General features: G+C 43.7%; 13 protein-coding genes. 6 read left to right on the forward strand and 7 right to left on the reverse strand.

All coding sequences use genetic code 11. The annotated features are described in order from the left end of the window. Positions 1-15: 15 nt before the first annotated feature. Positions 16-1,434 (forward strand): ATP-dependent RecD-like DNA helicase, encoded by a 1,419-nt coding sequence (locus AB5935_RS03150; protein ID WP_038610971.1) that lies wholly within the window; start codon positions 16-18, stop codon positions 1,432-1,434. A 323-nt stretch (positions 1,435-1,757) separates the two neighbouring features. Here AB5935_RS03150 and alaS read toward each other — a convergent pair whose 3' ends face one another. Beyond that, positions 1,758-4,376 (reverse strand): alanine--tRNA ligase, encoded by a 2,619-nt coding sequence (alaS, locus tag AB5935_RS03155; protein ID WP_007836280.1) that lies wholly within the window; start codon positions 4,374-4,376, stop codon positions 1,758-1,760. Between the two features lie 137 nt (positions 4,377-4,513). Between alaS and AB5935_RS03160 the strand changes: the two genes are divergently transcribed. Together AB5935_RS03160 and AB5935_RS03165 are read left to right on the forward strand one after the other, a co-directional pair. Continuing rightward, the gene (locus AB5935_RS03160; protein WP_007840678.1) at positions 4,514-5,482 is read left to right on the forward strand and encodes a M23 family metallopeptidase; all 969 of its coding nucleotides are present in this window, start codon (positions 4,514-4,516) and stop codon (positions 5,480-5,482) included. Between the two features lie 33 nt (positions 5,483-5,515). Beyond that, positions 5,516-5,863, forward strand: a complete 348-nt coding sequence (locus tag AB5935_RS03165; protein WP_007836278.1) for a MerR family transcriptional regulator — start codon at positions 5,516-5,518, stop codon at positions 5,861-5,863. Between the two features lie 90 nt (positions 5,864-5,953). Here the strand turns inward: AB5935_RS03165 and AB5935_RS03170 are convergent, their stop codons facing one another. From AB5935_RS03170 to AB5935_RS03190, 5 genes are all read right to left on the reverse strand, one after another. Further along, positions 5,954-8,224: a RelA/SpoT family protein gene (locus AB5935_RS03170; RefSeq protein WP_007836277.1), complete on the reverse strand. Its 2,271-nt coding sequence runs from the start codon at positions 8,222-8,224 to the stop codon at positions 5,954-5,956. A gap of 101 nt (positions 8,225-8,325) precedes the next feature. Next, a complete protein-coding gene (locus AB5935_RS03175) occupies positions 8,326-9,588 on the reverse strand; it encodes a lytic transglycosylase domain-containing protein (RefSeq protein ID WP_007836276.1) in 1,263 nt (420 codons plus the stop codon). A 4-nt stretch (positions 9,589-9,592) separates the two neighbouring features. Then, entirely contained in the window at positions 9,593-10,354 is a 762-nt protein-coding gene (locus AB5935_RS03180; RefSeq protein ID WP_008674882.1) for a DUF5683 domain-containing protein, read from the reverse strand. Positions 10,355-10,369: 15 nt separating this feature from the next. After that, positions 10,370-11,266, reverse strand: a complete 897-nt coding sequence (locus tag AB5935_RS03185) for a ParB/RepB/Spo0J family partition protein (RefSeq protein WP_005845804.1) — start codon at positions 11,264-11,266, stop codon at positions 10,370-10,372. Between the two features lie 3 nt (positions 11,267-11,269). Continuing rightward, entirely contained in the window at positions 11,270-12,037 is a 768-nt protein-coding gene (locus AB5935_RS03190; RefSeq protein WP_007840682.1) for a ParA family protein, read from the reverse strand. Between the two features lie 257 nt (positions 12,038-12,294). On the opposite strand from AB5935_RS03190, the gene surE reads away from it, so the two are divergent. From surE to AB5935_RS03205, 3 genes are read left to right on the forward strand one after another with little or no spacing between them, the layout of a single operon-like run. Continuing rightward, positions 12,295-13,068, forward strand: coding sequence for a 5'/3'-nucleotidase SurE (gene surE, locus AB5935_RS03195; RefSeq protein ID WP_007836273.1), 774 nt, complete (start codon positions 12,295-12,297; stop codon positions 13,066-13,068). Further along, complete coding sequence (lpxB, locus tag AB5935_RS03200; RefSeq protein ID WP_007836272.1) at positions 13,065-14,204, forward strand: lipid-A-disaccharide synthase; 1,140 nt, start codon at positions 13,065-13,067, stop codon at positions 14,202-14,204. The genes surE and lpxB overlap by 4 nt, the downstream gene beginning before the upstream one ends. 55 nt (positions 14,205-14,259) lie before the next feature. Next, positions 14,260-14,994, forward strand: a complete 735-nt coding sequence (locus tag AB5935_RS03205) for a NigD-like protein (protein WP_007845865.1) — start codon at positions 14,260-14,262, stop codon at positions 14,992-14,994. Here AB5935_RS03205 and AB5935_RS03210 read toward each other — a convergent pair. After that, on the reverse strand, positions 14,986-15,825 hold the full coding sequence (locus AB5935_RS03210; RefSeq protein ID WP_008674878.1) for a phosphatidate cytidylyltransferase: 840 nt from the start codon (positions 15,823-15,825) through the stop codon (positions 14,986-14,988). The genes AB5935_RS03205 and AB5935_RS03210 overlap by 9 nt on opposite strands. Positions 15,826-15,866 lie beyond the last annotated feature (41 nt).

A 15,866-nucleotide genomic window follows, 5' to 3' on the forward strand; every position in this document is an offset into this window, starting at 1 on the left:
TTTTATTACGCAATTATGATTAATAGTTATTTAGTGCAGCAAATTAAGGGAAATTTTCTATATAAACCAACTTTAGAACAAGAAAAAGCTGTTAAATTTTTAGCAGATTTTCTCTTTTCCCACCAATCGGACTCGGTTTTTCTCTTAAAGGGATATGCCGGTACGGGTAAAACATCCCTTATCGGGGCATTGGTGAAGACCTTGGACCAGTTACAGCAAAAGTGTGTTCTACTTGCTCCGACGGGCAGGGCGGCTAAAGTCTTTTCACATTATGCACAGCATCCGGCTTATACTATTCATAAGAAGATTTACCGCCAGCGCAACTTTTCAAATGACCTGGATAACTTTTCTTTGGATGATAACTTGCATCAGCATACTTTGTTTATTGTGGATGAGGCGTCGATGATCGCTAATGACGGATTGGCGGGGGCAGTCTTTGGTACAGGGCGTTTGCTGGACGACTTGATTCAATATGTATATGCCGGAACAGGTTGCCGTTTGATGCTGATAGGGGATACGGCGCAGCTTCCTCCGGTAGGAGAAGAGGAGAGTCCGTCTCTTTCGGCCGATAAGTTACGCGGGTATGGCATGGAAGTATATGAGGCGCAGCTCACTGAGGTGGTCCGTCAGATGCACGATTCGGGGATTCTTTGGAATGCGACAGAATTGCGCCGCTACATATCCGCGGAAGATTTTCTCACTTTGCCTTCTGTCCGTGTGGAAGGGTTTCCGGATATTCGGATGGTTTCTGGTAGTGAGCTGATTGAGGTTATTAATGATTGTTACGGTCAGGCAGGTATGGACGAAACGATTGTGGTCTGCCGTTCCAATAAACGGGCGAATATTTATAATAAGGGAATCAGGAATACGATTTTGTTTCGGGAGGATGAACTGAACAGCGGTGACCTGCTGATGGTGGCGAAGAATAACTATTTTTGGACGGAGGGCTGTAAGGAGATTGATTTTATAGCCAATGGAGATATAGCTGTAATTCGCCGTGTTCGTCGGGTGCGTGAGGCATACGGCTTTCGTTTTGCCGATGTGGTGCTGGTGTTCCCCGACTATGATGGTATGGAACTGGAGGTGAAACTTTTGTTGGATACCTTGCATACTGAAACACCCGCATTGCCTAAAGAATTGAATGACAAGTTATTTTATTCGGTATTGGAGGATTATGCTGATATAACTGTGAAACGTGAGCGGATGAAGAAAATGAAAGCCGATCCTCATTACAATGCCTTACAGGTGAAATATGCGTATGCCGTTACTTGTCACAAAGCGCAGGGTGGCCAGTGGAAACGGGTCTTTTTGGATCAGGGCTATATGACGGAGAATATGCTGACTCCGGATTATTTCCGTTGGCTGTATACGGCTTTCACCCGTGCTACGGAAATTCTGTATCTAGTGAACTGGCCGAAGGAGCAGACGGAATAAGCAGACAGTCAGTGAGGTGTTAATGACTGATTATATGCTTCCAGCCGTTTAGTTAGTTTTTTTTTCCTTATGGCTAAGCTTTTTTGAACGTTTATGTTCTATCTCCATAACCTTTGGAGTTAACTCCCAAGCTTATGGAGTTGACTCCAAAGGTTATGGAGATAACTCCAAAGGCTTGGGAGATAGAAATCTTCTTTTCTGTTTCCCTTATCCATAGAGGAGAAAAGGCTTAGTGAACCAGATGAAAAAAACTCCGCCACCGGCTTTCAGACCAGAATGGCGGAGTTTTGATATATACGAAATATGGACGAAATTCGAATAGATTACAATGCAGCCAGCTCTATCACTTTATCAACAGCCGCATTCAAACCGTCAGGATTCTTACCGCCTGCCGTTGCGAAGTGGGGCTGACCACCGCCGCCGCCTTGAATCAGTTTGGCTGCTTCACGGACCAGTTTGCCTGCATTCTGTCCGGCTTTTACCAGGTCTTCGCTAATCATGACAGTCAGCATCGGTTTGTTATTGTCCACACTGCCTATTACAACGAACAAATTGGCAGGAATTTCACCTTTCAGCTGGAAGGCAATATCTTTCACTACGTCGGCAGACATCGGAATGATGGCTTTCACCACTTTCACACCATTTATTTCTTTGGCATTCTCTACCAGTCTGGCTTTCAGTGCGGCGCCCTTTTCTTTCATGAACTCTTCCACCTGCTTCTTCAATCCTGCATTTTCGTCAATATACTTGCGGATGGCGACTTTCAGATCGGGAGCATTGTTGAACAATGCCTTCAAGTCATTCAGCGTATCCTGGACCGTATCCATCAATTCCTCTACTTTGGCACCCGTGATAGCTTCGATACGGCGCACACCGGCAGCAACAGAGCTTTCGCTGATAATACGAACCATACCGATCTTGCCTGTAGCCGAAACGTGGGTACCTCCGCAGAATTCAATAGAGTTGCCGAATTGGACAACACGTACCTCATCACCGTATTTTTCACCGAACAAAGCAATGGCACCCAGTTCTTTTGCCTTTTCGATAGGAAGATTGCGGTATTCCGTCAAAGGGATATTCTCACGGATTTTGGCATTTACCAAATGTTCCACTTCACGAAGTTGCTCGTCAGTCACTTTCTGGAAGTGAGAGAAATCGAAACGTAATGACTCAGGAGTCACCAAAGAACCTTTTTGTTCTACGTGAGTTCCTAATACCTGGCGCAACGCTTCGTCCAGCAAGTGAGTACAAGAGTGGTTGGCGGCACAGGCGGCACGTTTTTCTGTATCTACACAAGCCATCATCGGAACGTCAAGGTGTTCGGGCAGTTTTTTGGTGATATGGATAGGAAGGTTGTTTTCCTTCTTGGTATCAATGATTTCGATGGTTTCGAATTCGCTTACGATCACCCCTGTATCACCTACCTGACCACCACTTTCGGCATAGAAAGGAGTATCGCTCAGTACAATTTGATACAGTGTCTGGTTTTTCTGCTTGATCTGGCGATAGCGCAGGATGCTGGTTTCATATTCGGTAAAGTCATAACCTACAAAGTGGGTGTCACCTTCCTTTATGGTGATCCAGTCGCCAGTTTCAACGGCTGCCGCGTTACGGGCGCGTTCTTTTTGTTTCTGCATTTCGGCGTTGAACTCTTCTTCGTTTACAGTCATGCCGTTTTCGCGGAGAATCAGTTCTGTCAGGTCGAGGGGGAAACCGAAAGTGTCATATAATGTAAAGGCATCCACACCGCTGATCTCTTTTTTCCCGGCAGCTTTGGCATCGTTCATAGTCTTGTCCAACAGACGGATACCTGTTTCCAGTGTGCGCAGGAAAGATTCTTCTTCTTCTTTGATCACTTTCTCGATCAGTATTTTTTGTGCGTTCAACTCTGGATAGGCCTCGCCCATATTCTCAATTAATACAGGCAGCAGCTTGTACATGAATGCTTGTTTCTGTCCCAGGAAAGTATATCCGTAACGGACGGCACGGCGGAGGATACGGCGGATTACATAGCCGGCTTTTGCGTTACTGGGCAACTGACCGTCGGTGATTGAGAATGCGATGGTACGGATATGGTCGGCTATAACGCGCATGGCGATATCTTTCTGGTTGTCTTGGCCATAGGTGGTTCCTGCCATTTCGGCGATGGCTTTCAGCATCGGTTGGAACACGTCAGTGTCATAGTTGGATGTCTTGCCTTGCAGTGTGCGCACCAAACGTTCGAATCCCATACCGGTATCGATTACTTTGGCGGGAAGACCTTCCAGTGAACCGTCTGCTTTGCGGTTGAACTGCATGAATACAAGATTCCAGATCTCGATTACTTGCGGATGATCCTTATTTACCAGTTGGTTGCCGGGGATTTGAGCTTTTTCTTCTTCCGAACGTGAGTCGATATGGATTTCAGAACACGGGCCGCAGGGACCTGTATCACCCATTTCCCAGAAATTGTCATGTTTGTTGCCATTGAGGATATGGTCTTTCGGCAGGAACTGTTCCCAGTAAGAGGCGGCTTCATTGTCCCGTTCCAGTCCTTCTTCGGGACTTCCTTCGAATACGGTGGCATACAGATCTTTCGGATCTATTTTCAGTACATCTACCAGATATTCCCATGCCCAGCCGATAGCTTCTTTCTTGAAGTAATCTCCGAAAGACCAGTTGCCCAGCATCTCGAACATAGTATGGTGGTAGGTATCATGTCCCACTTCTTCCAGGTCATTGTGCTTGCCGCTTACACGCAAACATTTTTGTGAGTCCGCAACTCTTTTGTATTTGGCCGGGTGATTGCCCAGAATAATGTCTTTGAACTGGTTCATTCCTGCATTGGTGAACATCAATGTGGGGTCATCTTTAATGACCATCGGAGCCGATGGGACAATCTGGTGTCCTTTCGACTCGAAAAAGCTTTTGAAAGAATCTCTAATTTCTTTAGCTGTCATCATGTCGCTTAATATATTGTCTTCTAGTTAATATTCTCAAAAAGGATTTGCAAAGATAATTGGTTTTATTATTTTTGTCGACAAGAATTGTGCAAAATATTGATGTGTTGTGCATTAAAAACTTCAAAAAGCAGAATTAGATGCGTAAAGTCTACTATATTTATAATCCTAAGACCCGAACTTATGACCGCATTTACCCCACAGTGAGGCAGCGCGCCTTAAGCATCTTGCGCCGTTTGTTTGTAGGAATGGGCTTGGGGGCAGGCAGTTTTATTATTTTATTATTGATCTTTGGTTCTCCGTCCGAGAAAGAGCTCCGTATAGAGAATGCTCGCTTACTGGCCCAGTATAATGTGTTGTCTCATCGTCTGGATGAGGCTATGGGGGTGATGCAGGATATCCAGCAGCGTGATGATAATTTGTATCGGGTGGTGTTGCAGGCCGATCCTGTTTCGGATGCTGTCCGTAAGGCCGGTTATGGGGGGACAAACCGCTATGAACAGTTACGGGATATGGCGAATGCCGATCTGGTTATCAATACCACTCAGAAACTGGATATGTTGAACCGGCAGCTTTATATCCAGTCCAAGTCTTTTGACGAGGTGGTGGATTTGTGTAAGAGCCATGACGAGATGCTGAAATGTATTCCGGCCATCCAGCCTGTTTCCAATAAGGATTTGAAGAAGACGGCTTCCGGTTACGGTGTCCGTATAGATCCTATTTATAAGACAACCAAGTTTCATGCGGGGATGGACTTTTCTGCTAGTCCGGGCACGCCGGTGTATGCCACCGGTGATGGTGTTGTGGTGAAGGCCGGATGGGAGACAGGTTATGGGAATACCATCGAAGTGAATCATGGCTTTGGTTATCTTACGCGCTATGCACATCTGAGTGCTTACAAGGTAAGACCGGGACAGAAGGTGGTCAGGGGTGAAGTGATTGGAGCTGTGGGAAGTACAGGTAAAAGTACCGGACCTCACTTGCACTATGAAGTGCACGTGAAAGGAAAAGTGCAGAATCCTGTGAATTATTATTTCATGGATTTGAGCGCGGAAGATTATGATAAGATGATACAGATTGCAGCCAACCACGGTAAGGTATTTGACTAGCCGTGAATTTTTAATTCTCAATTTTAATTTACCATGGCCTATAATCCTAATAAAGAACTGAAACTTTACTATTCCATAGGGGAAGTGGCAAAGATGTTTGATGTAAATGAATCCTTGTTGCGTTATTGGGAAAAGGAATTTCCTATTATTTCTCCCAAGAAGGCGGGAGGGAATGTCCGTCAGTATCGTAAAGAGGATATTGAGAATATCCGGCTGGTCTATCATCTGGTGAAAGAGAAAGGGATGACTTTACAGGGGGCCAAGCAGAAACTGAAGATGAACAGAGAAACCACTATCCGTACTGCGGAGATTTTGGACAGATTGAAACTGATACGTGAGGAATTGGTTAGTATGCGTAAAGAACTGGATTATCTGACTTAAGAATATTCACCACAGATTGCACGGATTAAAAACGAGTTGCGGATAATCGTTATGAACAATCAGTGTAGTCTGCGGTGAAATTGGTATTGGCTAATTCGGCTGGTCTTCGAACTTCTCGATACGGGTGACGGTTTTTATCTCATCTATCTTTCTTAGATTGGTAGTGATGGATTTTACATCATCCACATCGTGCACAAATAGCTGTATTCTTCCTTCAAAGATACCGTCGTTACTTTCAATATTCAACTTGTGGATATTTACATTCAATTGTTGTGAAATGACTTCTGTTACCTTATTTAACAGACCGATGTGGTCAATACCTTTTATGTAGATATTTACAGGAAAGTACAAGGATTTTCCCGTCTCCCATTGGACAGCCAACAGGCGGTTGCCGTAACTGCTCTTCAGTTTGGTAGCCAACGGGCATTGGCGTTTGTGGATGATGATACGATTATTGTCGCCTATATATCCCAAAACGTCATCTCCCGGAATAGGCTTGCAGCATTCAGCTATCACATAGTTCTTTTGGATAGCTTCGGGAGTCAGTTTCAATATTTTCTTGCTGTCTATCTTTTGTAAGGGTTCCTTCTCTTCTGTCGGTTTTTCCTTGTTTGTCTTGCTGCCTCCGAAGGCGAAAGAGATATACTTTTTCCAGTTACTGGAAGTCGGTTTGTCTTTCAGTTCGTTCTTGTCGTTTTCTCCTAGAATGATTGTTTTTAATCCGATGGCGGCAAACAATTCTTCCTGTGTTTTGATGGTATGCAGATTACAGATCTTTCGTATATTTTCGGGAGTGTACTCTACTCCTTCTCTGGAAAAGAATTCCCGTAACATTTCCTCACCGGCCTGCTGCATGCCTCGCTGTTCGCGTTTCAGTATGGCCAAAATCTTGGCTTTGGCCTTTGCGGTGGTGGCAAAGTTTATCCACGAAGGCTGTACATGCTGTGATTTGGAAGTAAGAATCTCCACCTGGTCGCCACTTTGCAGTTTGTGGCTCAAGGGCACCAGCTTGTGGTTGACTTTAGCTCCGATGCAATGGCTGCCCAAGAATGTATGGATGGAGAATGCAAAATCCAGTGCCGTACAGTTTTGCGGCATTGTTTTGATTTCACCTTTCGGAGTGAAGACAAATATTTCAGAAGCGAACAGGTTCAGTTTGATGGTATCCAGAAAGTCCATGGCATCCGGTTGCGGATCGTCCAGAATCTCCTTGATGGTACGCAGCCATTTTTCCAGTTCACCCTCGTCCTCACTGCCTCCGCCTTCTTTATATTTCCAGTGTGCGGCAAAGCCTTGTTCGGCTACGTCATTCATCCGCTCACTGCGTATCTGCACTTCTATCCATTGGCCTTTGTTACTCATCAGGGTTACGTGAAGTGCCTGATAGCCGTTGGCTTTAGGGTGGCTTACCCAGTCGCGCAAGCGGTCTGGGTGCGGTTTATAAATCTTAGATATGGATACGTATATGTTAAAGCATTCATTAAGTTCTTCTTCCGGATTTTTGGGACAGAAAATGATACGGACAGCCAGGATATCATATATTTCTTCAAATGTGATATGCTTGGTCTGCATCTTATTCCAAATGGAATAAGGGGATTTTACTCGTGCTATCAATTGATAACTGATACCCATTTTGTCCAGTTGTGCGCGGATAGGTGCTGTAAATTCACGGAATACTTCTTCGCGTTCCGCTTGTGTTTCTTGTAGCTTGGATTCTATCTGTGCATATTCTTCCGGATGCTCATATTTGAAACTGAGATCTTCCAGTTCTGTCTTTATTTTGTTTAACCCCAAGCGGTTAGCCAATGGCGCATAGATGTATAAGGTTTCTCCGGCAATTTTGTATTGCTTGTTGGGAAGCATGGAGCCAAGCGTACGCATATTATGCAGACGGTCGGCTATTTTGATGAGGATAACCCGGATATCATCACTCATGGTCAGTAGCAATTTCTTGAAATTCTCGGCTTGTGCGGAAGCCCGGTCTCCGAATATACCGCCGGATATTTTAGTCAGGCCATCTACAATCTGTGCAATTTTAGGACCAAACAGATTTTCGATGTCTTCCACAGTGTAGTCTGTATCTTCAACTACATCATGCAGTAAAGCCGAACAAATGGAAGTTGATCCCAGTCCTATTTCGGTACATACAATTTTAGCAACGGCTATGGGATGCATGATGTATGGTTCACCCGAGCGTCGTTTTACTCCTTTGTGTGCTTGTTTGGCAAAATTGAATGCCTTTGTGATGATTTCTACTTTTTTACGGTGTTTGGTCGCTAGATAACTGTCCAAAAGTTCCTGAAACCCTTGGTTTATCATTTCCTCATCCGCCTGTTCCTGAGTCTGCTTTTCATCCGTCATATCTTTGCCTCCTATAATCTATACTGCAAAAATATACAAAAAACATATTCAAGCAAGTATTTTCAGAAAATGTATAGTGTTAAATCTGTATTTTTTATCAATCATCTGATCCGCAAACTTTTTCCGGCTCTGATATTATTGCCCTTTATACCGTTTAGATTACGTAATTGACTGATGGATACGTGGTATTTGGCGGCAATTCCTCCCAATGTGTCTCCTTGTTTGATTTTATGATAAAGAGTTCCCTTGGATGAGCGGTTTCTGCTACTGGTTGTTTCTTTGATAGCTACCGTTTTTCTTTTGGTCAGATATTCATTGGGTTTATAAGCGAATACACTGTCTTGGCGGTCAATGAAAGTACTGACAAAGTTATTGGGCAAACGAAGTACACACAACTCGCTGTTACCGGGAATAATATCCTTTTTGTATTGGGGATTCAGGCTGCGAAGCTGGTCGAGGTTGATGTTGCATACTTCTGCCACTTGTTGTAAGTGGAGGTCTTTGTTTATGTGAATGGTGTCTGTAGCGTTGGGGAGCTGTGTTTCCATGGGACAGATGTCATGTTCGCAATAATAAGTCATGATGTAGTTTGCTGCAATGAAAGCAGGAACGTACCCACGGGTTTCTTTGGGCAGGTAGTTGTAGATTGTCCAATAATCTGTGGCTCCTCCGGCACGGCGTATGGCTTTGTTGATAGTGCCTGGCCCGCAGTTGTAAGCTGCCAATACCAGGTTCCAGTCTTGATAGATGTCATATAAGTCTTTCAGATAACGTGCCGCCGCCCAAGTTGATTTGACCGGGTCCCGCCTTTCGTCTATCAGACTATTGTTTTTCAGCCCGTATATTTTTCCTGTACCCAGCATAAACTGCCACAAACCGGTAGCTCCCTGGCGGGAAACTGCCACAGGATTTAAGGCAGATTCTATAACCGGCAGATATTTCAGTTCTTGAGGAAGGTCGTATAAATCAAGTGCTTCTTCAAAGATAGGCATATAAAAATTGGTTGCCGCAAGCATAAAGGATACTTTATTGCGCAGACGGACGGCATACATATCAATGAATTTGCGTACAGCCTCGTTGTAAGGCATTTCTATGATAGAGGGGATACGTGACAGACGATCCATATAGATGGAATCACTTACAACAGGGTTGGTAGAGGCCATTGTGCAGTTTTCTCCCAATGTGATGTAATTCTTAGATTGCCAGTCCCAGTAAAGACTGTCCATTTCTGACTGCATACTTTCAGGAACATCAATAATTTCTTCTTTTCCTGTAGTTTGCGAGTGAACGGTAATACTTTGGGTTTGTGCGTTGATTCCCGTTGTTCCTATAAATGTAAATAAACCAATTAAAAAGTTTTTCATGCGATTAAAATTTGAAGCTGCATTGCAGGCCTATTGTATTAGGTATCCTGCTCCGGCCATCATTAAAAATAACAGGTTGTATTTGAAGACCTAAGTCTTTGGATATATCAAAATCAGATAGTTCAGCATCCACGTATGCGTCTATGACAGATAGTATATATACACCGATAAAACAGAATATGCTTAAATCCCGATATCGGCGATAAAAATCTTTTCGTTTTTTAAAGGTATCCTCCATACCTTCCGCACTCACGCCATGAGGCAGGAAGTCTTCGTAGCTTTTGGTATTAGGGTCATCGTCCATAATATCCAGATAGGCTTGCGAATAGTCCTTGTACATTCTGTTGTTCCAGGTCAGCGCATATGCACATCCCACAAATCCTCCATATACTATCGGCAGTTTCCAATATTTACGGTTGTATATCTGTCCTCCGCCGGGAATTACCAACGCCAGCCAGATGGCACGGTTGGAGTTCGGAATAAATCGGGGTTTTGTTTCGGCAGCCATTGCTTTCTGTATGGAATCATTTTTACGGACTAAAGCGGCAGTATCAACAGGTGCTTCCATATTTTCTATCTTTTGTCGTTCTTCCAACAATTTTAGGCTGTCAATGACAAGTGAATCTTTGACTTGTATGATAGAATCTGCCTTTATACCCATACGGCGGTTGCGTGCCTTTTGGGCGTGAACATTCAGGCTTCCAGCCATCATAAGGCATAAAAGCATGAATGTAAACACTTTATATGTGGATGTTTTTCTTTTCAATGTAGTAATAACGCTTTATTCTTTCTTTTTCAGTGAATCCAGTATTTCCATGATTCGTTCCAAGTCCTCTTCGTTGTTGAACGGAATACTGATCTTGCCTTTTCCTTTGGCTGTGCATGAAAGCTGTACTTTTGAACCGAAGAATCCGCAGAGATGGCTTTGCAGCAAAGTGTATTCCTCGGATAGTTTGGAACCTTTTGGTTTGATCTTCTTCCCACCGCTGTCCACTGTCTCGCCACTGCTCAGTGCCTTGACAATTTCTTCCACTTTGCGGACAGAATAGCCTTGTGACTGTATTTCATTAAAGATACGTATTTGGGTCTTAGGATCATCTAAGGACAATAAGGCACGGGCGTGTCCCATGTCTATTTCGCGGTTTTTCAATGCTACTTGAATCTGAGCCGGAAGTTTCAGCAGACGCAGATAATTGGCGATAGTGGTACGTTTTTTTCCGACACGTTCGCTCAGCCGTTCCTGTGTCAATGCATATTGTTCCAATAAATGTTGATAAGCCAGTGCAATCTCCAATGAATTCAAATCTTCACGCTGAATATTTTCAATCAACGCCATTTCCATTACATTCTCGTCATCGGCTGTGCGGATGTATGCCGGAATAGATTTAAGTCCTGCCTGTATGGAGGCGCGGTAACGACGTTCTCCGGCTATGATCTGGTAAGAGTCTTCACTCAGTTGACGCAACGTAATGGGTTGGATGATACCAATTTCGGCAATAGAGTCAGCCAACTCCTGTAACGCCACCGGATCAAATTCACGGCGCGGTTGGTTAGGGTTGACGGATATTTTGCTCAGTTCTATCTCATTGATAGAAGATGAGCCGGCTGTCTTTACTTCTTCGGTCGAGATCAGTGCGTCAAGCCCGCGTCCTAAAGCAAATTTTTTCTGTACTGCCATTGTTTACTTACTGTTACGTGTTATAATTTCTTGTGCCAATGCCAAATGATTCTTGGCTCCGGTAGAGTCGGCATCATACAATATTGCAGGAATGCCGTGGCTGGGAGCTTCGCTCAGTTTGACGTTACGCTGTACAATTGTCTTGAATACCAATTCTTGAAAATGGCGTTTCACTTCATCATAAATCTGGTTGGCCAGACGCAGACGTGAATCGAACATTGTCAGCAGGAAGCCTTCTATTTCCAGTGAAGGATTCAGTTTCGATTTAATAATCTTAATGGTATTCAGCAATTTGCTGATGCCCTCTAATGCAAAATATTCGCATTGAACAGGGATAATTACTGAATCGGCTGCTGTCAGCGCATTGATCGTTATCAAGCCTAATGACGGGGAGCAGTCTATCAGGATATAGTCATATTCGTCCCGCATGGGGGCTAATACTTTTTTCATGATCTTCTCGCGGTCTTCCAGGTTCAACATTTCTATTTCTGCGCCAACCAGGTCGATGTGTGAAGATACAATGTCGAGTCCGTCAATGTCGGTGGTATAAATTGCTTCCCGTATATCGGCTTCGTTGATAATACATTCATAGATAGAGCATTCTACCTCTTTGATGTTCACACCCAATCCTGATGATGCGTTGGCCTGAGGGTCTGCATCAATAACCAGCACTTTTTTCTCCAGCGTTGCCAGAGAAGCTGCGAGGTTAATCGTTGTGGTAGTTTTACCTACGCCACCTTTTTGATTGGCTAAAGCAATAATTTTTCCCATATTAATCAGTTTTTCTCGCTGCGAAGTAACAAATAATAGGTGATTGTACCTATAAAAAACGGCAGACATTAGCAAAACTGTTGATAACTCATTGGTTTTGTTAATAACTCAACGGCGGCAAAGATAGAAATTTTCATTCAATTCTATTCTATTTTTAGCACTGGGTTGTAGAACATTAAGATAATTTTCTTTTCTGGCGAGGGGTAGTTCCGGCAAAGAGTTGTATCTTTACGCTCCGAGAAAAAGAGTGGAAAAATATGAAGAGAGAAAAACCGTTGATATTGCTGTCAAATGATGACGGCGTGGAAGCTAAGGGATTGAATGAGTTGATACGTGGGTTGCGTGGAGTGGGTGAAATGATCGTAATGGCGCCGGATGGTCCTCGTTCGGGAGCTTCGGGGGCGATCACTTCCGAACATCCTGTGCGGTATTACAAGGTACGTGAAGAGGAGGACTTGACTGTGTATAAATGTACGGGTACACCGGTAGATTGTGTGAAACTGGCATTGCATACAGTTGTTCCCCGTCGTCCCGATGTGGTGATAGGTGGAATAAACCACGGTGATAATTCTTCAGTGAATGTGCATTATTCCGGTACGATGGGGGTAGTGATTGAAGGGTGCCTGAAGGGGATTTCTTCTATCGGATATTCATTATGTAATCATTTTGCGGATGCTGATTTCTCTTCATCGCTGCCTTATATACGCCGTATTACTGAGCAGGTCCTGGAGCATGGCTTGCCTTTGGGTATTTGCTTGAATGTGAACTTTCCGGATACGGCTTCTTTGAAAGGGGTACGCATCTGCCGTCAGACGAATGGGGCTTGGATTAATGAATGGAAGCGTAGTCTGCATCCTCGGGGTGGAGAGTATTTCTGGCTGACCGGAGAGTTTGATAACTATGAACCGGAAGCGGAAGATTCGGACCACTGGGCATTAGGGCATGGGTATGTGGCGGTAACTCCTACCCAAATTGATGTGACCGCTTATGGGATGATGAATGAGTTGAAAAACTGGAATCTGGAAGTATGAAATACTATTTGATAGTAGGCGAGGCATCAGGCGATTTGCACGCATCTAATTTGATGTGTGCCTTGATACAGGAAGATCCGGAAGCAGAATTCCGTTTCTTTGGCGGGGACTTGATGACGGCTGTTGGTGGAACGCGGGTGAAGCATTACAAAGAACTGGCTTATATGGGTTTTATCCCGGTGTTGTTGCATTTGCGTACTATCTTTCGGAATATGAAAGAATGTAAGCAGGACATTGTTCGTTGGGCTCCTGATGTAGTGATTCTGGTGGATTATCCTGGCTTTAACCTGAAAATAGCCGAGTTTATAAAGAAGCAGACGCAAATACCTGTCTACTATTATATTTCTCCTAAAATATGGGCTTGGAAAGAGTATAGGATTAAAAATATCAAGCGGGATGTGGACGAATTGTTTTCTATCCTGCCTTTTGAGATTGAGTTTTTTGCCGGACATCAGTACCCTGTTCATTATGTGGGTAATCCTTGTGTAGATGCAGTGGATGCTTATTGTAAGAAACATCCGGATGGGTTTCCGGAATTTGTGGCGGATAATGGTTTGTCCGAAAAGCCTGTTATCGCATTGTTGGCGGGCAGCCGGAAACAGGAAATCAAAGACAACCTACCGATGATGCTGGAGGCTGCTGCTCCGTTTACCAAAGATTATCAATTGGTGTTGGCAGGGGCTCCGGGGATGGACCCTGCCTATTATGCGGGTTATATAAATCCGAATGTACCGGTTAAAATCATTTTCGGACAGACTTACAGGCTGTTGCAGCACGCGCAGGCGGCATTGGTGACTTCGGGTACTGCAACTTTGGAAACAGCTCTTTTCCGTGTTCCTCAAGTGGTGTGTTACTATACTCCGGTAGGGACGTTTATCGCTTTTCTTCGCCGGCATATTCTAAAAGTGAAATATATTTCGTTGGTTAATCTGGTAGCCGATAAGGAAGTGGTGCGTGAACTGGTAGCCGATACGATGACGGTAGATAATGTACGTTCGGAGTTGGAAGCTCTTCTATATAATAAGGTATATAGGAATAAGATGTTGGAAGAGTATGATCGTATAATTCAAATTTTAGGTCCGGCAGGAGCTTCGGAGGCAGCGGCACGCAAGATGGTGGCCTTACTGAAGAAATAAACTTTTCACGCTGTTTTTTTGTTCTTTCGGGTAAATAACCTAAACCCCGGAAAATATGAAATATTCTTTTTCATCGATGTTAGGGGCGGTACTTCTTTTTAGCGGAGTATTCGCCTTTTCAGCTTGTGGCAATGACGAAAGTTATCCCGATAGTACAGTAACTATAGCTATGGCTACAGTAGAAAAGCAACCTCAGTATGACGCTCCTTATTTTATATTGGATAATGGAGAGAAATTGTGGGTGGTACAGAATGCTGTACCTTACCGGGATTTGAAGACGGGAGAGCGTATCTTTGGAAGTTATACCTTTCTGGAAGCTGGTGAGAGTGGTTTTGCCTATGATATCCGTTTGAATGACTATGCCATGGTACCTGTTCAAGATATTATCGGACTGAATCCTGATAATATGGATAGTATAGGAAATATGAAAGTGCAGATTAAAGATATATGGTTTTCCAATGAGTATATGAATGTGCGTTTTATGCTGAATTTTCCCAATCCCCAAAGGCCTATTCTCAATCTGGTTGTCAATGAGATGATTCCTTTGGTAAATGACGGGTATGCGCATTTGGAACTCCGCTATAACAATAATGGCAGCCAAGGACGGTTGGTACCTGGTCTGGTTTCTTTCAAATTAGGAAGTTACTCACCGGAAAACAGTGAATTAAAAGGATTAAAGGTGCTGGTACGTCCTGTAGGCGGTGAAGAAAAAACATATATCTTCTCTTACCCGCTTACTGACAAGAGTACGCCTGATTTTAATCTTTTGGATCTGGCGGAATTAAAATAAAGAAACTACATACAAATAGACTACTGCTGCAGGGATAGCGAGGATTGCGCTGTCGAAACGATCGAGCATTCCACCATGTCCCGGCAAAATATTACCCGAATCTTTGATACCTAAACGGCGCTTCAATAAAGATTCCGTCAAATCACCCCATGTACCGAATATTACTACTGTTAATGCTAGTCCAATCCATACCCCGGTGGACATGAAGGGAAAGAAATGAGCCAGTATGAAGGAGGATATGATGCAGAATACACTGCCACCGATAGAACCTTCCCACGATTTTTTAGGGGAAATACGCTCGAACAGTTTGTGTTTGCCAAACAGCATCCCCGTGCAATAAGCCCCCGTATCATTCACCCAGTTAAAAATAAAAATAGATAGTGGGAGAATAGCATTGTATTGTGAAATACTCGCTGTTTCGTCCGAGTGGAAAGCCAATACATTCAACAAAGCAAATGGCAGAGCGATGTACATTTGGCTTAGCATGGCGTATGCCCAGTTGTTCAGAGGGTTTTCTTTTTTCAAATAAAGTTCGCTGACCATCAGGTAGATGAATAAAGCCAGATAAGGAATAAATATACCTGTTTGTGAAGGATCTATTCCAAAATAAAAAAAGCACAGGAAAAGAAAAAATCCGCTGAGAATACATATGCGTTTATTTACTTGTATTCCTTCTACATGATTGACCAAATTACAGAATTCATTGATAGCCAATGCGCTGATAATGGCAAATAGGATACCGAAAGAAACAGCCCCACCCACTATGCAGCCTATCAGTACTGCAACGAAAATAATTCCGGTTATGGCACGTTGTAAGAAATTGCTTTTCACGGTCGTTAGTCTTAAGTGATTCAAAAATCAAAATAGAAGAT

Origin of the sequence: Phocaeicola sp. RTP21198st1_B8_RTP21198_201120 (genome assembly GCF_040929485.1) — a bacterium.
GTDB lineage: Bacteria > Bacteroidota > Bacteroidia > Bacteroidales > Bacteroidaceae > Phocaeicola > Phocaeicola dorei.